An 18,607-nucleotide genomic window follows, 5' to 3' on the forward strand; every position below is an offset into this window, starting at 1 on the left:
TAGAATAATGAAGTTGAAGACAATACCCCTTCTTTTTATAATTGTATTCATAGGCTTATGCGGCCCATATTGTAATGCACAGAATAAATATGAACGGGAATATCGTATTCGTAAATCCCAGTTTCCAGAGAAGGCACTTTCGCTCATAGAAGATAGGATTGCGGAAGCAAAACGTGTAAAGTTCTATAAAGAGACGGATAGTGCAAAGATTAGTTTTGAGGCAAAATTAAAAAAGGACCGACTTTGGTATAGTATAGAATTCGACAGACATGGAGTTTTGGAGGATATTGAAATTTTAATACGCCCTGCCGACGTCCCCAACGACACCTATGCTACCATTGAAAGGTATTTACAGGACAATTTCAGTAGGTACAGAATTAAAAGGTTGCAGCAGCAATATCCTGCCCAGACCGGAAACCTACAAACCACCATCAAAAATGCATTTCAAAACCTTATACTGCCAAGTAACAATTATGAACTGATCGTAGCTGGGAAAAAAGAAAAGAATTATATGGATTATGAAATCCTATTCGATGCCGATGGAAATTTCAAGAACATAAGAACTTCACTTCCCCCCAATTATGATCATGTATTGTACTAATAGAACTATACTATTCTGTTTACTACTATTGGTAAATTCATTCCTCATTCAATCACAAAATAAAAGCACGGTCTATTGGCAACCCGATGTTTCGGTCAATTACCAAGTTTCGGCCTTTTACTCACACAATTTCTCTGTGACAAACCGTAACTATTTATTGAAGGACCAAAGAACAAAACTATCGGTAAGGCAAATCGACCTTGCGCACTTTTCTAAGGTAAACATAGATTTCAACAAAAGTGTAGGCCTTGGTGTCCAATATCGCTTTCGTGAAGCCTTCGAAGAAAGTAAAGAAAATGAATTACGCTTTACAGAGCAATTCAACACAACCCATAAAATAAGAAGTATACGTTTAGGCAATCGATTTAGAACCGAACAGCGTATAACCCCATCGAGTACAATACATCGATTCAGGTATCGGTTCGCAGTCGACTTTCCCCTCAAAGGATTGAAATTAGATGTAGGCGAACCTTATTTGATTGCCACAACCGAATCTTTATTAAGTGTTGGAAAATCTTTAAATCCCATGTACGACCAACGCATTACCTCTCAAATAGGGTGGTCCTTGCCCAAAGGCATGAAACTACAAGTAGGGATTCAATATCGTTTGGAGAACTATACCCAAAACACTGAACAAGTATTCTTCTTTTTGAACAGTTTAATCCTAGCGCTTTAAATAGGTCAAGAATTCTTTTCTAGTTATTTCTTGAGCTCCCAAACTTGCCAAGTGATCCGTGTATAATTGACAATCAATTATACTGTACCCTTTACTGTCTAATTCTTCAGCTAGTTTTATAAAGGCAAATTTCGAAGCGTTCGAGGTTAAACTGAACATACTTTCCCCACAAAAAACATGGCCCAGATCTACTCCGTACAAACCTCCTACCAATTTGTCGTTTTCCCAAACTTCATATGACTTGGCATACCCTTTTTCGTGAAGTTCTAAATACGCTTTTTTCATATCGGCCGTTATCCAAGTGCCATCCTGACCAACTCTTTCTACTGAAGAACAATTGTCTAACACCTCTTTAAAACAGGTATTTTTGGTTAACGTAAACTGGTTGCTGCGCAGTACCTTTTGCATGCTTTTGGAGATTTTTATTTGATCCGGATACAACACCATTCTTGGATCTGGACTCCACCAGAGAATAAGGGAATCAGTATTGAACCAAGGAAAAATACCTTTTTGATAGGCCAGTAAAATTCGCTCAGTTGAAAGGTCGCCCCCTACGGCCAAAAGTCCTTCGGAATTGGCAGAATCTGCTGGTGGAAACACCAATGCATCCGTTAAAAAGAATAATCCGTTATTTGGCTTTATCACTTTTTCTTTTCAAAATACTTAATCCGTCAAAAAACAAAAAACTTGTTTAACTTTTTAAGCCAAACAAGTTTTAAACAACCGTAGCATTTGATAATACTTTGCTACTTAGATCAATATAATATTAGAATGGAAGATCATCATGATCTTCTTCATTTAAGTTATCGGCGGGCTCAAAAGCTTCCATTGGCGGAACTGGTGGCATACCTGCAGCAGGTTGTGATTTAGAAAGATTTTCTATGCGCCAACCTTGGATGGAGTTAAAATATTTTACCTCTCCTTGTGGGTTGGTCCACTCCCTGCCCCTTAGGTTAATACTAACTTTAACATCTTGTCCAACACTATAACTATTTAACATGTCACACTTATCCTGAACAAATTCTATCATGATATGTTGCGGATATTGTTCATCTGTAGTTACCACCAATTCTCTTTTTCTAAACCCGTTATTACCAAAGGTTTGGGTTTCTCCGATCAATTTTACTTTTCCTTCTATTTCCATCTTGAACTCTTTTTACGATACAGGTCAAAAATACATAAAATGACCCGGTTTTAAAACATGCTAAACAGATAACAACACAACAATTATTTACATTTTGGGTTATCTTTAATATTAGAACACTTTTGGATGAATTTTATTCCTAAAAACAAGATTTACAACATTTTCCTTCTAATAGGCTCCTTTGTTGTGGTAAGTCTTATCCTGTTGAATACAAATAGTTTTTTTAAGAAATTCAAAGAAGAAGAGCGCTTGAAAATGGAGATTTGGGCCACTGCACAATCTGAATTCTTACAGTCTTCTGAAGATGTAGATTTAGGGAGTTTGCATCTTAAAGTGTTTCAGAACAATACCTCTACCCCAATGATCCTCATCAATAAGGATGAATCGATTAGAGTGAATAATTTTCCAGAAAACAAAACGAATGATTCCATTTACATTCAGCAACAACTGAAAAAATTCAAGGATGAAAACACTCCAATTTCGATAGACCAACAAGGAGAGCATTTAGCAACCTTGTATTATGGGAATTCTGAAGTACTGAACAAATTGAAATTCTATCCCATTGCCTTGTTACTCATCATTTTTCTGTTTGCAGCGGTCATCTATTTTCTCTTTAAAACGAACAAGGCAGCAGAACAGAATAAATTATGGGCGGGTATGGCCAAAGAAACGGCACATCAAATTGGCACTCCCTTATCATCACTTTTAGGATGGAACGAGCTTTTAAAGACAGAGTCCATAAATCCGAACATTACGAAAGAGATTGAAAAAGATATCGATCGTCTACAGACCATTACGGAACGATTCTCTAAAATTGGATCTTTACCCAAATTAACAGAAAGTGATATCGTCAAAGAGACCCAAGATGCCTATGACTATTTAAAAAGAAGAAGTTCTAAATTGATTCATTTTTCCTTTTCGTCAAAAGTGGATAAGCTTCCTGTTTTATTGAACAGTTCACTCTACAATTGGACTATTGAGAACTTGGTTAAAAACGGTATCGATGCCATGCGCGGTAAAGGAAGTATAGCCATAGAAATTGTGCCAGACGGTAAGTACGTCAATATTTTAATAGCCGATACGGGACATGGTATTTCAAAAAGCAACTATAATAGTATCTTTACACCTGGTTTCACCTCAAAAAAGAGAGGATGGGGTCTGGGTCTTTCTCTAGTTAAACGGATAGTAGAGGAATATCATGATGGAAAGATAAAGGTACTGTCATCTGGCAAAGAAGGTACTATAATGCAAATATCCTTAAAAGTGATTCATTGAATATGGCAAAGGAAAAGCTCGTAGTGATTAAGGAAGCGACAATGAACAATAATTGTCCGGAGTGTTTTAACCAAGATTTAAAACTGACTTTTTTTCAGAAACATACCTATGGTAGTCTTTTTCATAAAACCACTGGAGAGCTAAGCCATAAACTGGTTTGTAATACCTGCCATACCACAATTTATCCCGTAAGCTGGACCGAAGATATTGAACGAATGTTTTCCTATTACCAAAAAACGGCGGTACCTGCCGATAAATCATCTAGGCCCACGTTTCTATTTTATATATTAATGTTGGTATCCACTGCGGTGGTGGCAGGGGTAGTTTATTTAGTAATGGCTAGAACCTATTGAATTTCAGCCCTTATCGCCTCGGCAATCTCATTGAACTCTTCCTCGCTCAATTCTACTTTTTGCTGAAAAGTAGCTTCTTTCATTTCGTTCAAGGGAATTAAATGCACATGTACATGAGGCACCTCCAAACCTATAACAGTGAGGCCGATACGTTTACAATCGACCGCTCTTTCCAATGCTTTTCCAACCTTTCTAGAAAATTTCATTAAACCCACGTAGGTTTCCTCGTCCAAGTCTAAAATTTTATTCACTTCCTTTTTAGGAATACACAAGGTGTGCCCTTTAGCATTCGGGTTTATGTCTAAAAAAGCAAGAAAATTTTTATCTTCAGCCACCTTGTAACAAGGTATTTCGCCATTAATGATTTTGGTGAAAATTGTAGCCATCTCGTTGGTTTTAAGATTAAAAAAAATCCTACTTTTAAAATAAGGATAGGATTAAGTATACGTTTTTATCAAAATTAAGCTCTGGTGATTTCAAGAATTTCAAATTTCAGGGTGCCATTTGGTACCGTGATTTCTGCAGTATCACCAACTTTTTTCCCTAATAGCCCTTTTCCAATAGGCGAATTAACCGATATTTTACCTGATTTTAAATCGGCCTCGCTTTCGGCTACCAATTTGTAGGTCATCTCCGTACCATTATTTTGATTTTTCAATTTCACAGTAGATAATACCAGTACTTTAGAAGTATCCAGTTGAGATTCATCGATCAAGCGTGCGTTGGCTACCGTTGCCTCTAGTTTTGAAATCTTCATTTCAAGAAGACCCTGTGCTTCTTTTGCCGCATCATATTCGGCATTCTCTGAAAGATCTCCTTTGTCCCTAGCTTCGGCAATTGCCTGTGAAGCCTTTGGCCGCTCTACGTCCCTTAAATGGTTAAGTTCTGCTTTAAGTTTTTTTAAGCCTTCTGCAGTATAATAAGATACGTTACTCATAATATCCTCGTTTTATAAATAGAGAAATCCTCTGCAATTGCCTTTTACTAAGGCTTTTTAAGAGAGGATTTAACACAAATATACATAATTTTTGCGCAATTTTGCCCATGTATCCTCAAAACAAAATTAAAGCATGAAACGTTTATTTTGCCTTTTATTTTTAATCATTGGTAGTTCATGCAGTAGTGATCGTACGAATAGAAACCCCTATTTACAGGAAATCAATTTTCGCTTTGATGCTAATTTAAACCTGCCTAGTTATAGTCCTTTAACCAATACGGGCAGCGTGGTATTCATTCCAAATGAAAGTGTGGGTACTAGAGGGGTTTTTGTAATCAACACTGGTTTTAACCAATTTAGGGCCTTTGAGGCCAGCTGTCCCAACCATGCTCCAAACAACTGCTCTACCATGAGTTTAGATGGACAAGTCGCTACCTGTTCGTGTGAGGATTATGAGTACAGCTTATTTACCGGCCAGATGTTAAACAGACCTGAAGATGACAATCGCTATTATGATATGCTAGAATATAATACCACATTTAGTGGTAATTCAGTAATTATTTCTAATTAATCCTTATTCTTCAGACCTATATTTTTCCATTATTTCTTTAAAAAGTTCACCCGTACTAGGGGGCGTATAGGAAATTGCATTAGCACCGGCTTCTATGGCGCTAAAAATGGTTTCATCGGTCTTACCGCCTGTCGCAATAATAGCAACATCGGCATCAATATCCCTTATCCTTTTTATAATTTCTGCCGTTTTTCCAGCACCTGAAACATTAAAAATATCAACTCCAGCTTTTAATCTTCCCCTAATGTCATCGTTTTCTGAAACTACGGTAATGGTGACAGGGATATCGATTTTTTCCTTTAAAAGTTGAATAAGGCTATTAGGAGTGGGCTTGTTCAACACCACGCCTAAAGCCCCTTGAAATTCTGCATGGATGGCCAATTCCAACGACCGTACACCTGTCGTCAGGCCTCCGCCTACTCCGCAAAAAATGGGCTTGTCCGCCGCCAATATCAAAGCGTTTGAAATGACCGGTTGCGGTGTAAAAGGATAAACAGCTATTATGGCATTTGCATTCGTGTTTCGAATAATGGCAACATCTGTGCTGAAAAGAAAAGATTTTATAGCCTGCCCAAAAACCTTAATTCCCGAACATTTAGAGATAATTTCAGGTACAGAAACTATATTATTCCTTAACCTACTACCAAAAACTGGAATATTCCCGGCCATATTTACTTCTCATTTAGTAACTAAAAATAGATTTTTCTTTGGCACGAAATTTTCTTAGACCAATATTTAACCATTTTTAAGATTGAACATTTTAGTCAAAAAATGGAAAGAGATTACTTAAAAACACATTGATAAGTTTTAGTTACAACAATCAAGTTTTTAAAAATGTATCCTTAATATTATATGGCAATTCATTTTCTTTCTTAGTGCCAACTATAGAAATTGAAACCAGACCTTTTCCCACTTATTAAAAACCAACAAACTAAAACATGAAATAAATAAGGGTTAAGCCTTTATACAAAAAGAGGTCATAGGAATAATAAGGTAATACGGCCAGTACATTTATAGATCTCAAGAATATCCAATTTTGCCGGTAAGCTAAAAGTCGGTCAAAAATTTGATTCTTTGACCGACTTCAACATTAAAAATTCACCGTTGCCCCTACTAAGAAATTGGTTCCGGCCTGAGGGTAATAATACACATATCCTCCACCGTAATCGGCACCATTTGATACAAATTTAGAATTAAAAATATTATTCAATAATCCTGAAAAAACTATACTTTTTAGAAATCCGTCACAATTTATTTGATATTGTACATTAAAATCGGTTTGAGAATAGGCCTCTAATTTCGATATATCAGAGTCTATATTGTTCATGAACTGATTTCCAACATATTTGGTCAGCAAGGAAAGCTGAATATGCTCCTTTGGAAGGTAGCTCAGGCTGTTGCCAACTATAATGTTGGGGGAAAATGCTATAGAGGTATTCCCTAAAGACTCTAAACCATTGTCGCCTTCTACAAAGAAATCGACGTTTTTATTTGTACTCAGCGCTATGTTGGGGTTGAGCTTAAATTTATCCCCTAATTTAATAGCTGCATCAACCTCAATGCCTAAACGATAGCTATTGCCAACGTTCTCACGCAAAGGTGCTCCTACATCGTTTAAACCTCCCGTGAGCACCAATTGATCCTTGTAATTCATATAATATATGTTGGAATTCACCTGGACATTCTGTGACAAATACCTCCAACCTAATTCAAAATCATTGAGTCTTTCAGGCTTTGGATTTCCTCCTTCATAATCATTTCGATTGGGCTCCCTATGGGCAACCGCATAAGAGAAGTAAAAGCTATTTTTTTGATTTAAATCATAAGTCAACCCTGCTTTTGGATTAAAAAAATTAAAGGTGTCGTCCACCAAACCGGTATCCTTCCCATTTGCTTTATAACCAACGGTTCTGTACTGTAAATCTCCATACAAAGACCATTGGTCCGTTAGCTGATAATTGGCCTTGGTGTATAGATTAAAATCGGTTTTGGAAGAAGTATCATCATAGTAATGATCTTTATAGCCGCTATTACTAGCGAATCTTGCCCAAATTATTTCACCAAAATGATTTCCTTCATATTTATTGAAACCCCCACCCGTAATCAAGTTTAACCGCTCTTTTGTATATTTTGCAGAAAATACGGTTCCATAAAAATCATTGTCCAACCATCTTCTTCTAATAAGATCGGTGGTGTTGACTTCTGCACCATCAACGATTAAAGGCTCTAAACCATAGGTTGAAAAATTATCATCTTCTTTATACTGCTCAAAGAACCCCCTACCTCTAGTGTAGTGTAATGCAATATTGGTACTCCAAAATTCAGATAGTTGTTCGTTCCACAACAATTGTGCATGGTCTTGCTTATAATTATCCACCTCATTATTGTAGAACTGTATGTTCCCATTCTCATCGGTGTAAATACCCGATGAATTAAAGGTTCTATCATCTTTTAAGGTTTGGGCATCGACCCCGTTCCAGGCTTGGTATGTAATTTCATGACCTCCAAAAAGCAAGGCTTTTATCAACGTATTATCATCTTTATAGGCAGCCTGCAAGAAATAGGAATCCAAATCTGACCGCGCCCTATCGATGTAGCCGTCGGAATTTATTTTTGATAACCTTCCCGAAAGCTCAATATGATCATTTAGAAGTCCGGTACTAAACTTCAGGTTATTTCTAAGGGTATTAAAACTTCCTACCGAAGTAGATATCTGGCCATAAGCATTTTTTGAAAAACCGTCGGTCAACAAATTCAGACTTGCACCGAAGGCTCCTGCTCCATTGGTTGATGTACCTACACCCCGTTGCAATTGTAAGCTCTGTGTGGACGATGAAAAATCTGGCATGTTCACCCAAAAAGTTCCTTGCGATTCCGCATCGTTGTACGGTATACCGTTGATGGTCACGTTAACGCGGGTAGCATCGCTTCCCCTAACACGAATTCCGGTATAACCCACACCCGCACCAGCATCTGATGTGGTCACTACGGAAGGTAAAAAATTCATTAAAATCGGAATATCCTGACCCAAATTTCTGGGTTTGATATCCTCTTTCGTAAGGTTGGAAAAGGTTACCGGTGATTCTTTGGTAACCCGCACCGCAGAAACGAATACTTCATCGAGGACCACTTTTTTTCCCTCTAAAGAGTCCGTTTCCTGTTCTTGGGCCTGTAGACCCCAACTCAACGCAAAAAACGTTGTAATTGCAAAAATAGATAGCTTCATTCGTAATAGATTTACGAATAAAAGGGGCTATTATTCTAAGTTAATAATTGATTTTTCGTTGCTCTCTAAATCTTTTTTAGCGCAACAGTATAACACCTAATGGCTATTATTGCCTCCCTTGGCAGCATTACCTGCCCAGGTTCTTTGGGTATAATCTCAGCTTCCTTCTAAAATTCAGAATTCGGCACCCCTTTGAGATGATGCAAATGTAATGCAGTAAATTCATCCTGCACAAATAAATTTATAAAAAAAACAAATCCATCAATTAACATCGTCTTAAAACTTATTTTTCGGTTTTTAACGTAGATACTTATAGATTAGATCATAACCCGATTTATGGATTCAAAAAAAAATAAATTCACCTTTAAGATTGCCTTTAGCTACTTACTACTAATCATTTTAGGAGGTATAGCATCCTTCTACATCTTTAATGAAGTACGCGATTTTATGGCCAATGAAACGGCAATGGGTAATGACGATAAACTTCTCAAGACCAATTCGTTTCTAGCCCAACTGTATGAAGCAGAAAGTCTTTCTAAACTTGCCTTACAAACCCGAAGCAAATTGAATTTTGTTGCGTATGAACATAAAATCGATTCGATTAACAATCATGTGGAAGAACTTAAACGACTTACTGAAAGTGAACACCAACAAGACCTATTGGATAGCTTACGTATGCTCTTAGACAAAAAAGTGGAGAACATCAACGCTTTACGCAATATGAGAATCCAAAACCAAACCGGAAACGCTATTCATTCAGCCTTGAACGAATTCGACAAACTAGAGGAATCATTAGGAATCATCACCCCCGAAGGTCTGGCCCCGAACCTGAACGAACTATCACCAAGGGCACAAGAAGCTATTAAAAAGGTTGCGGACTATCTAAATGCCAACATTCCCCCTGAAGATAGTCCACAGAAGAAAAACCAAAAGATAGATAGCGTACTGAAAGTCTCTAAAAATCTTTTGAAAGAAGTAGAACAGGAAAATACGCTCAATGAAAACTCCTTGGCAAAACGTGAAGCGGAAATCAACAGGACCGACCTCGAACTCTCACAACAATTACGAACCATCTTAAACTCCTTTGAGCAGGAAGTTATGATGAACAGTCTCGCGACTACGATCAAAAAAGAGACACTTTTAAAAAAGAGCATTCGTCTCGCGGCAATTGCAGCTCTACTTGGGTTTTTAGTGGTGGGCATTTTTGCATTTATCTTAAATAGAGATTTTTGGAAAGCGAACCTGTACAGGGAGAAATTGGAAAAGGAAAAAGAATATTCAGATTCGCTGTTGAAAAGCAGGGAACAGCTTATAGCCACCGTAAGCCATGATCTTCGTACACCACTAAATACCATCAGCGGATACGCCACGTTAATTGAAGAATCAATCACCGAAGAAAACAAAGATTATCTAGCCCACATTAAATCTGCCTCTACCTATGTCAATAACCTGGTAAATGATTTGTTGGACTTTTCTCAGTTGGAAGCTGGAAAAATGGTAGCTAAACCAACAACCTTTAGAGTAGACCATTTGTTGAAGGAATGTGCAGCGAATATGGCATCACATTTTGAAAACAAGGATATTGAACTTGTACTGAATTTGGATGCATCTTTAGAAAAACCTATCATCACAGATGCTTTACGCCTACGCCAAATTTCAACCAATTTATTGGGGAATGCCTTTAAGTTCACCGAAAAAGGCAGCATTACCTTGACCGGAAAAGTTTTGGAGAAAGGAAAGTCAAAGACCCTATTACTTGAACTATCGGATACAGGTATTGGAATTTCCAAAGAAAAACAGGAACTGATCTTTAAAGAATTCACCCAAGCAGAAGATAATACCTCTAAGAAATATGGTGGGTACGGTCTAGGGTTGACCATCACAAAAAAATTAATACATCTTCTTAATGGAACAATCTCATTGAAAAGTGAACTTGGAAAAGGAAGCACCTTTATTCTACAACTACCTGTTGAATACGGAGCTATTTTACAAACAGCAGTTCCAGAAAAAATTGAATTTCGCAACCTGAAAATTTTAGTTTTTGATGATGATGTTTCCTTTTTAAAATTGATTGGTGAAATGTTGAAATCTGAAGGAATCGACGCCTTACTTTTTACCGATTTCAATGAATACAAATCAGAAAATGATTTTGAATTCGACCTTGTTTTGACCGATATTGAAATGCCAACGGTAACGGGTTATGAGATTGTTTCCCGATTAAAGTCCCCTGCTTATCCAATACATAATGCTCAACCCATAATCGCAATGACCGGAAGACGAGATTTGTCTCTTGAACATTTTACCGATGCAGGTTTTGCCAGATTACTTAGAAAACCATTTTCTAAAACAGAATTACTACAGAAACTTAATGAGTTGTTCAACAAAAGTGAACCTACTGTAGTCATTGAAACTACCACACCCCAAAACAAGACTTCAAAAGATTTTAGCTTGGATACGTTGAAAATGTTCTTAGGAGATGACCAAGATGCCCTAGATGAAATTCTATTTACTTTTAAAACGGACACTTTAAAGAATGTTAAACAACTAACCGAAGCCGTTGAAACTTATAATACCTCACAAGTAAGTAAGACGGCACACAGAATGCTACCAATGTTTCGTCAACTTCAGGTGGTTAAGGCTATTCCGATATTGGAGAATTTCGAAGAAATGAACGAAACAACCCAGAATCCAGAAAAGCTCAAGCAAGAAAATGCAGCATTGGAAAAACATATAGAAACGCTCTTAGCAGGCATCAAACATCCAAATCATAATAATTAATGCGGTTGTAAAGGGTTTTTCTAGTCACCTGAAGCAATTTCGCCGCTTTGGATTTGTTGTAGTTGGTACGTTTTAGCGCATTTAGTATTTGCTCTTTTTCAAAATCTGCTTTGGAGATATTACCTTGATCAATAGGCAACTTTGCAGGCTTTTGCAAATCGGAAGGAAGAACTTGTATCTCTACTTTATCTGAAGTGGTCAAAAGAACGGCTCGCTGTATTACATTTTGTAGTTCCCTTATATTTCCTGGCCAACGATATGCTTTAAAAACATCCCAAACCTCATCAGAAAAACCGACTACCGCCTTACCAAGTTTTGCATTGGACTTTTCCAAAAAATAATTGGCAAGAACTGGTAAATCGCCATGCCTATCTCTTAAGGAGGGTATCTGCAAAGAAAACTCGTTCAACCTATGGTATAAATCTTCCCTGAACGTTCCTTTCTCCACGGCTGACTTTAAGTCTTCATTGGTTGCGGACAGTATTCTCACATCGACAAGAATCTCTGTATTGCTGCCGATTCTTTTAATTTTACGCTCTTGCAGCGCCCTTAATAATTGTATTTGATTTTCATAGGATAGATTACCGACCTCGTCCAAGAACAAAGTACCCCCGTTGGCCGCCTCAAAACTTCCCACTTTATCTGCAACAGCACCTGTAAAACTTCCCTTTAAATGTCCGAAAAATTCGCTTGCGGCCAATTCCTTGGGAATAGCACCGCAATCAAGTGCTATAAATTCTTTTTCATGTCTACTGCTTTTTTGATGTATTGCCTTTGCAGTTACTTCTTTACCGGTTCCACTTTCCCCAATAATCAATACCGACATATCCGTTGGGGCAACTAACGATAGATATTCTTCTAATTTTTGGGCAGCATCACTTGCCAAGACTAAATCTCTATTTGTGTTTTTAAGCACTTCTTCTACTTCCGCCTTTCTATTTGCAATGTTTTGATCTGATTTTATATTGACCTTCTTTGAAATAACCGGTGCGGAATGTAGAGCCCCGTCAATAACGGCGAGCATTTGATCCGGAGTAAAGGGTTTTGAAATATAATCATAAGCACCCATTTTCATTGCCTTTACCGCAGTGGCTACCTCTGCATAGCCTGTCATGACAATTACAGGTACTTTCCCCTTAAGTTTGGAAACTAATTGAATTCCATCATAATCGGGTAATCTTAAATCTGTAATGACCAACTGAAAAACAGCGTCTTTCAATTGCTTTTCTCCATCCAATCCCGTTTGACTTACGACCACATCAAAACCATTGCGCCCTAAAAACTTTTGGAGCATCTGGGCAAATGAGGTATCGTCTTCAATGATTAAGATTTTGGGCATAGCAATTATAGTGTTGTAGTAACTAGGTAAAAATACCACAACCCAATCATTTGTGTTTTAAAATTATCTTAAACCTTACTTCTAAAACTAGCTCAAAAAAAAGCAAAGGGTAGTTAAAAACTACCCTTTGCTGACCAAACCAACTTGAACAAACAAGTTATGCCTTAATTACATATCTAACCAATTTCCTTCTTTATCGGCATAGACTGTTCCTGATGTTCCATCCTCTAACGAAAGAACTAGTTTATATTGACTCTCCTTGTTCGTATACGCTTTATCTAGCGTAGCCGTAGGGAAATTTTTGGAAATGGCATCTGTTACCGGCTGTGGAACTTCTGATACAGCTATTTCTGTAAAATCATCGCTTACCATTATCATTTTATTTGCATTGGTATGGACTATACCATTTTGAGAAAGTGAAGCTTCTTGAGCTGTACCTGCAAATCCTCCAATCGTCAATGCTCCTAACAAAAATAAAGTTTTCATATTTTCTAATTTTTAGATTAATAATTCATTCTTTCACTACTACCTATGTAAAAAAAGTGCCAAAATGATTTTTTTTACAAAAAACTGAACGTCAATGATTTGAAAAATTTATAAAAAATTAGAATTGTGTAAAACCGTTTACTCATTTCATAAGTGTGTAAATTCTATACAGATTTATGGCATCACTTAAATTCCTAATTCATATATTTTACAATTAAAAAGGAGCTGCTATTGCAACTCCTTCTATCCACCTATCGAACTTTTTTAAAAGTATCTACATCAACGTTCGCTTTAAATCATTACTGATTCATAAAACTTCAATTAATTTTAAATACCATATAAAAAATTAGTGCTTGGTGGCACTTTCATAGTCAATGGTTAGTGTTTACATGAAAGTGATTTCAATGATTTTTATTTTTCTCTACATATTTTTGATATTATCAATAAAGAAAAAATCAAAATCGTGAATATGATAGTTATTAAAATGATGGTTACCATTTTTTAATTAGGTTATTCTCATACTTGGACGCCTCTTTTTAAGATTGGTCACTTTATGCCTATTTTTTATTGATCCAATTACCGTACTGATCTATATAAACCGTTCGTCGAGTTCCACTTTTTAATACCATGATCAACTTGAACTCTCCTTGATCATTTTTATAAGCCGCGCCAAGTTTTGAAGTGGGATACTGCTTTAGAATTTCTTCTATGACCGGAGGTGTTAGCTCACTTGATTTTATTTTTACAAATTCATCATTTATATTTACCACCGGGTTCATTTCTATTATTTCGTACGTTGACTTGGCGGAGACGGTTGCCATCATTCCTAAAACCAATAAAACAAGTAATGCGTTCTTTTTCATATTAAAAATTTTAATCATTAATAAAACTTGATTCTTAGATACATATTTACGCTTGAAATCTATTTATGGATTATAGCTTAACTAAATTTTAGAGTTTTCTCCATAAAAAAAGCTGCCGAAGCAGCCTTTAATAAACAACTAAATAAGTGGGGATTACATTTCTATCCAGTTACCCTGCGCATCTGCATAAAGTTCAATTGCGGTACCATCTTGCAATGTTACTTCAAGCTTATAATTATCCTCTTCATTAACATAGGCCTTGTTCAATGTTGCCCCAGCATAATCCTTTTGTAAAGTATCGGTAACGGCTGTTGGCACATCGGAAACAGCAATCTCCTTAAAGTCCTGTGACATTATATCTTCCATAATGCCATCATGAAATATAATTGGTGTTGCCGCTGTTCCTATTGTTAAACTTCCTATTGCCAAAGCTGTTGCAAAAACTAATTTTTTCATCGTTCTTATTTTTGGATTAAACTTGATAGGAGTAATGGAAAAATTATGCCATGAAAAATAGTCGCCTCGATTTGAAGTTAAATATTTGTTTTTTAGATACTTATGATGTTCTGAATTTTATTTAGATATGGGTAAAAATGGCTATAAAGTGAAAAAGTGTGTAGTTGCTACACACTTTTTCACTTTATAGATCTCCTTAACAATTATACTTGGTGGGAATCTTTTAAAAGATCGATAACACTTTTTACAGGATTAAAGGTAACCAAAGGCACTTCTACGAAAATAGTGTTCCAGAATGCCATTGCCCCGTTCCAAAGACCAGGAAGTTCCAAAGCCTTTAATTCCTTACCATCTTTCGTTTTTCCTGTAATAAACCCTTGCTTATCATCTACAAATTGCAGCAAATCGTATTTTTCACCTTTAAAATTCCGTATGCCACACACTAGATCTACTGGATTAAAATGGGTGGAATTTTTCATAATATCTGCCTGTTGGTCATTCTCCATATCTATTTGTGCAGACTCAATAATCTGAAGTGATACCTCTCCTTTAGAGTTGGTGACCCAAAATGGTCCGCCACCAGGTTCTCCTTCATTCTTTACCATCCCACAAATACGGATGGGCCTATTGATTTTACTTTTAAGTATCTCTACTTTTTCCTCAAGTGTTTTCGAATCAAAATCTTCTGAAAACCTGACATTTAATCCATTCTTTAAAAATGATTCTATTTCTAGGATATCCATATCGGATACGTCTCCCTTATCAAGCTGTTCAGCATACCCAAATGCTCTCTTCTGTTCACGCAAAAGAACACCTGCCAACACTTTCTTGCTATCTGCCACAGCTTTCGCATCGTCCATTACAGCAACGTTATCAATGTTCTTTATAAAGATAATATCCGCATCTTGTTCGTTAAGGTTTTCTATTAAAGCGCCGTGCCCCCCTGGTCTAAAAAGTACTGTCCCATCTTCATTTCTAAAAGGCTTATTATCCATATCGACTGCCAAGGTATCGGTTGAGGATTTTTGGTAGGAATAATCTACGTCGTACTCTATTCCCGTATTTTTAGAAACTCGTGGAGCAGCTTTTTCAAATTCTGAATTGAACATATCTTCATGTTGCTCTGAAACTGTAAAATGAAGTTTTGCTTTTCCCTTAGAACCGGCATATAACGCACCTTCTTTCAAATGCTCTTCAAATGGCGTTGCAGCGACATCATCATATTTATGAAATGGCAATAAACCCTTTGGATAAAAACCATAATTAAGTGAATTTTCTCCTAGTAATTCTGAAACGAAGAGGTATACTCTTTCCCCTTCGCTATCTATAACCTCTGGTAACCTATCCATTACCTTATGATAAAAGGGAAAATTTTCGAGCCCTTTTGAAAACACCTCAATGTCCTTATCATTGGTTCTTTTCAAGTAGGCATCTAATGACTCCTCTTTAGGATTATAAACCTCAAGAAAATTGAACAGGGCCTTGAACATACGTGATGCCGCTCCAGAAGCAGGTATGAATTTCAAGATGTCTAACCCTTCTAATTTTGCATCATATAATCGTATGAGCTCTTTTTCCTCCGCTTCAGAGAATTTAAGAATCCCATTCCCGATAACGGCTGCATTCTTTAATTTCACAAATGGAATACCTTCTTTGAAGGTTTCAATTTGATGCAACATCTTTTCTTTGGTAATTCCCTTATTCTTTAGCTGTCTTTCGTCGTTTTCTGTAAGTTGTATCATTTATGTAATAACAGATCAATATGGTTAATGGCCTTTTCTAATCGTTCTTTTTTGTTTCCTTTCAAGATAATGAAATTTTTCCCGTATTTTTCGAGGGCATCTTTAAAATAAGTGAACATTTCTTCTCTCTCAGTTGGCTTATCCCTTAAATCATCTGCCTCCCATGGGATATCTATATAAGTAAGCAGGTAAAGGTCATATGTGTTTTGCAATGCATATTTTTCCAAAATAGGGTCACAAGCACCAACATAATAAGCTTCTGAATATACTTTAGTTTCCAATAAATCTGTATCGCATATCAGAATTTTTGTTGCCTTTTTGGTCAACTCGTTTTCCAAGCGCATTTGTCCTTCAGCTATGGGTAATAAGTCTTGTGGCTCGCAGGTTTTTCGTTCGTTGTTCCATTTATCCTGTAAATATTCTCTAGCATATTCTGGGACCCATACCGTATTATAGTATCTAGCCAGTTGTTGTGACAGTGTTGTTTTCCCCGTAGATTCAGGACCAAAAAGAACTACTTTTATAATCGTTGAAGATTCTTGTCTATATTTTTCTTCCATGCGTTATAACCATAAATGGCCAGAATTGTGAAAATTAGGTATTGAAAGCTTGTAAACGTAAAGCCCTTGTAAAAGTATAAGGGTACGGATATAATATCTCCTACGATCCAATATATCCAATTTTCAACTTTTCGCTTGGCCATGAGCCACATTCCCACAAAAAATATAGCTGTTGTGAGGGTATCTACATAAGCGGTCCAACTGTTCCATTTATCAAAAACCTGATAAACCACAAACACAAAAAGAATAGTACCTATAAAAATAAAGCCCGAAGTAAGGTTTTCCTTTTTTGTAACTCTGGTTATCGGTGTAAAATGCTCGGCATCGACCTTTCTTGTCCAAACATACCAACCATATACACTCATGGCAAAATAGTAGACATTTATGAGCATATCGCCGATTAATCCCCATTTTAAAAGTAGGTAAACAAAAATAGAGGTGCTAAGCATTCCCGTAGGGTAGACCCATATATTGTTCTGCTTTGAGAACCATACCGAAAGCAGACCAAAAATCACTGCGATAATTTCTAGGGTGATATCTAAAGAATCATACCCACTGTACTGACCAAAGAAATAATCAAAAATGGGGCTCATAGGTGCTTCTGTCAGATTTTACAATTTTCATGTACAAAAGTCCTTTATCCATCAATTCAAAAGCTGTTTTAATTTCTTGGTTCAACACCATCATAACTGCATCATACGAGCCATACACTTGAGTACTCAAGGGGTTCTCAAGAATGGTCAACCCAGATTCACGTAATTTTTTAATGAAATTAATGATGTGTTTTTCAAAGTCATCCTGTAAAGGGGAAAAAGTTAGTTCTACTGATATATTCATGTTATTATATTTTTTGGCTTTTAGAAAAAACTACTTCCTTAAAATTTTATACCAACTGCTCTTTATGTATTATTTCTGGTTGTCCCTTCAACGCATACACGCAGGTAAAGTCCTCGAATTCTAAAAAATTAATTTTATAGCTGGATCTTTGCCCTTTGTAATCAATCTCGGCGGTAGTTTTCCCCTCATCGAATAAAAAATCCTTTACGTTGATATGGTGCAAGAAACTAAGTCCCTTTTGCCCATAGATTTTATAAAGTGATTCCTTAGCGCCCCAAACTATAGTTAATTTCCTAACAATTGCGCCAGTATTTGCCAAGGTCCTATATTCCTCGAAGGGAGTAAACTTATGCGCTATACGTAAAATTTTATCACGTTGCATTTCAATATCTATACCGACTTGTTCAGAGGTACTTACGATTATTCCTGTGAAATTATGGGAATGGGTAATGGAAATATAATTTCCGTCACGTAAGTGGGGTTTTCCATTTTCATCGTATACCAAGTCTGCATCGGTATAATCATAGAGAGCCAATAAATGTCGAATACTTAAAAATGCCCTGCGGTGTAACTGAGATTTCATTCCGTCAAATCGTTGCTGACAATGGGTTGTTAGTTCAACATTTTCCCATAAGAGTTCTTCCGATTCTTCCACCTTCCAAATGGCTAGGGAGGTATCTTGGTCAACTGTTATAGTTTTGTAAAGCGGCATGGGATTCTTAGCGTTATTCGTACCTTTGCATCGAAATAAAATTGCTGTATA

The 18,607-nt window shown here is 36.6% G+C and carries 21 protein-coding genes; 6 read left to right on the forward strand and 15 right to left on the reverse strand.

The window, feature by feature from the left end; all coding sequences use genetic code 11:
* Window positions 1–7 precede the first annotated feature (7 nt).
* Window positions 8–601: a hypothetical protein gene (locus tag ACNR9Q_RS01685; protein WP_419212852.1), complete on the forward strand. Its 594-nt coding sequence runs from the start codon at window positions 8–10 to the stop codon at window positions 599–601.
* On the forward strand, window positions 588–1,277 hold the full coding sequence (locus tag ACNR9Q_RS01690; protein WP_419212853.1) for a DUF2490 domain-containing protein: 690 nt from the start codon (window positions 588–590) through the stop codon (window positions 1,275–1,277). The genes ACNR9Q_RS01685 and ACNR9Q_RS01690 overlap by 14 nt, the downstream gene beginning before the upstream one ends.
* Here ACNR9Q_RS01690 and aat read toward each other — a convergent pair.
* Together aat and ACNR9Q_RS01700 are read right to left on the reverse strand one after the other, a co-directional pair.
* Window positions 1,266–1,922, reverse strand: a complete 657-nt coding sequence (gene aat, locus ACNR9Q_RS01695) for a leucyl/phenylalanyl-tRNA--protein transferase (protein ID WP_419212854.1) — start codon at window positions 1,920–1,922, stop codon at window positions 1,266–1,268. The two genes, ACNR9Q_RS01690 and aat, sit on opposite strands and share 12 nt — an antisense overlap.
* A gap of 121 nt (window positions 1,923–2,043) precedes the next feature.
* Window positions 2,044–2,421 carry a DUF3127 domain-containing protein gene (locus ACNR9Q_RS01700; RefSeq protein ID WP_419212855.1) on the reverse strand — a complete coding sequence of 126 codons (378 nt, stop codon included), beginning with the start codon at window positions 2,419–2,421 and terminating at the stop codon, window positions 2,044–2,046.
* Between the two features lie 126 nt (window positions 2,422–2,547).
* Between ACNR9Q_RS01700 and ACNR9Q_RS01705 the strand changes: the two genes are divergently transcribed.
* Together ACNR9Q_RS01705 and ACNR9Q_RS01710 are read left to right on the forward strand one after the other, a co-directional pair.
* Complete coding sequence (locus tag ACNR9Q_RS01705) at window positions 2,548–3,696, forward strand: ATP-binding protein (protein WP_419212856.1); 1,149 nt, start codon at window positions 2,548–2,550, stop codon at window positions 3,694–3,696.
* A gap of 2 nt (window positions 3,697–3,698) precedes the next feature.
* Window positions 3,699–4,049: a hypothetical protein gene (locus ACNR9Q_RS01710; RefSeq protein WP_419212857.1), complete on the forward strand. Its 351-nt coding sequence runs from the start codon at window positions 3,699–3,701 to the stop codon at window positions 4,047–4,049.
* On the opposite strand, the gene ACNR9Q_RS01715 is transcribed toward ACNR9Q_RS01710, so the two are convergent.
* Together ACNR9Q_RS01715 and greA are read right to left on the reverse strand one after the other, a co-directional pair.
* Window positions 4,043–4,435, reverse strand: a complete 393-nt coding sequence (locus tag ACNR9Q_RS01715) for an HIT family protein (RefSeq protein ID WP_419212858.1) — start codon at window positions 4,433–4,435, stop codon at window positions 4,043–4,045. The genes ACNR9Q_RS01710 and ACNR9Q_RS01715 overlap by 7 nt on opposite strands.
* A 74-nt stretch (window positions 4,436–4,509) precedes the next feature.
* The gene (gene greA / locus ACNR9Q_RS01720) at window positions 4,510–4,986 is read right to left on the reverse strand and encodes a transcription elongation factor GreA (protein ID WP_419212859.1); all 477 of its coding nucleotides are present in this window, start codon (window positions 4,984–4,986) and stop codon (window positions 4,510–4,512) included.
* Window positions 4,987–5,119: 133 nt separating this feature from the next.
* Here greA and ACNR9Q_RS01725 point away from each other — a divergent pair, with 133 nt between their 5' ends.
* Window positions 5,120–5,557 (forward strand): Rieske (2Fe-2S) protein, encoded by a 438-nt coding sequence (locus tag ACNR9Q_RS01725; protein ID WP_419212860.1) that lies wholly within the window; start codon window positions 5,120–5,122, stop codon window positions 5,555–5,557.
* Window positions 5,558–5,560: 3 nt separating this feature from the next.
* Here the strand turns inward: ACNR9Q_RS01725 and ACNR9Q_RS01730 are convergent, their stop codons facing one another.
* Both ACNR9Q_RS01730 and ACNR9Q_RS01735 read right to left on the reverse strand, forming a co-directional pair.
* Window positions 5,561–6,226, reverse strand: a complete 666-nt coding sequence (locus tag ACNR9Q_RS01730; protein ID WP_419212861.1) for a hydrolase — start codon at window positions 6,224–6,226, stop codon at window positions 5,561–5,563.
* Window positions 6,227–6,647: 421 nt separating this feature from the next.
* Window positions 6,648–8,783, reverse strand: coding sequence for a TonB-dependent receptor (locus tag ACNR9Q_RS01735; protein ID WP_419212862.1), 2,136 nt, complete (start codon window positions 8,781–8,783; stop codon window positions 6,648–6,650).
* Window positions 8,784–9,119: 336 nt separating this feature from the next.
* On the opposite strand from ACNR9Q_RS01735, the gene ACNR9Q_RS01740 reads away from it, so the two are divergent.
* Window positions 9,120–11,561, forward strand: coding sequence for an ATP-binding protein (locus tag ACNR9Q_RS01740; protein ID WP_419212863.1), 2,442 nt, complete (start codon window positions 9,120–9,122; stop codon window positions 11,559–11,561).
* Here ACNR9Q_RS01740 and ACNR9Q_RS01745 read toward each other — a convergent pair.
* From ACNR9Q_RS01745 to ACNR9Q_RS01785, 9 genes are all read right to left on the reverse strand, one after another.
* Window positions 11,536–12,900 carry a sigma-54-dependent transcriptional regulator gene (locus ACNR9Q_RS01745; RefSeq protein ID WP_419212864.1) on the reverse strand — a complete coding sequence of 455 codons (1,365 nt, stop codon included), beginning with the start codon at window positions 12,898–12,900 and terminating at the stop codon, window positions 11,536–11,538. The two genes, ACNR9Q_RS01740 and ACNR9Q_RS01745, sit on opposite strands and share 26 nt — an antisense overlap.
* 168 nt (window positions 12,901–13,068) lie before the next feature.
* Window positions 13,069–13,386 carry a hypothetical protein gene (locus tag ACNR9Q_RS01750; protein WP_419212865.1) on the reverse strand — a complete coding sequence of 106 codons (318 nt, stop codon included), beginning with the start codon at window positions 13,384–13,386 and terminating at the stop codon, window positions 13,069–13,071.
* 557 nt (window positions 13,387–13,943) lie between these two features.
* Window positions 13,944–14,249, reverse strand: a complete 306-nt coding sequence (locus tag ACNR9Q_RS01755; RefSeq protein ID WP_419212866.1) for a hypothetical protein — start codon at window positions 14,247–14,249, stop codon at window positions 13,944–13,946.
* A gap of 153 nt (window positions 14,250–14,402) precedes the next feature.
* Window positions 14,403–14,705, reverse strand: coding sequence for a hypothetical protein (locus ACNR9Q_RS01760; RefSeq protein WP_419212867.1), 303 nt, complete (start codon window positions 14,703–14,705; stop codon window positions 14,403–14,405).
* A 203-nt stretch (window positions 14,706–14,908) separates the two neighbouring features.
* Window positions 14,909–16,447, reverse strand: coding sequence for a DUF4301 family protein (locus tag ACNR9Q_RS01765; RefSeq protein ID WP_419212868.1), 1,539 nt, complete (start codon window positions 16,445–16,447; stop codon window positions 14,909–14,911).
* Window positions 16,444–17,007, reverse strand: coding sequence for an AAA family ATPase (locus ACNR9Q_RS01770; RefSeq protein WP_419212869.1), 564 nt, complete (start codon window positions 17,005–17,007; stop codon window positions 16,444–16,446). Before ACNR9Q_RS01770 ends, ACNR9Q_RS01765 begins: the two co-directional genes overlap by 4 nt.
* Window positions 16,968–17,600 (reverse strand): nicotinamide riboside transporter PnuC, encoded by a 633-nt coding sequence (pnuC, locus tag ACNR9Q_RS01775; protein ID WP_419212870.1) that lies wholly within the window; start codon window positions 17,598–17,600, stop codon window positions 16,968–16,970. Before pnuC ends, ACNR9Q_RS01770 begins: the two co-directional genes overlap by 40 nt.
* Window positions 17,584–17,844 carry a hypothetical protein gene (locus tag ACNR9Q_RS01780; protein ID WP_419212871.1) on the reverse strand — a complete coding sequence of 87 codons (261 nt, stop codon included), beginning with the start codon at window positions 17,842–17,844 and terminating at the stop codon, window positions 17,584–17,586. Before ACNR9Q_RS01780 ends, pnuC begins: the two co-directional genes overlap by 17 nt.
* Window positions 17,845–17,890: 46 nt before the next feature.
* The gene (locus tag ACNR9Q_RS01785; RefSeq protein ID WP_419212872.1) at window positions 17,891–18,556 is read right to left on the reverse strand and encodes a 4'-phosphopantetheinyl transferase family protein; all 666 of its coding nucleotides are present in this window, start codon (window positions 18,554–18,556) and stop codon (window positions 17,891–17,893) included.
* Between the last annotated feature and the right edge of the window lie 51 nt (window positions 18,557–18,607).

This window comes from Maribacter sp. X9, from assembly GCF_048537565.1.
Classification (GTDB): domain Bacteria; phylum Bacteroidota; class Bacteroidia; order Flavobacteriales; family Flavobacteriaceae; genus Maribacter.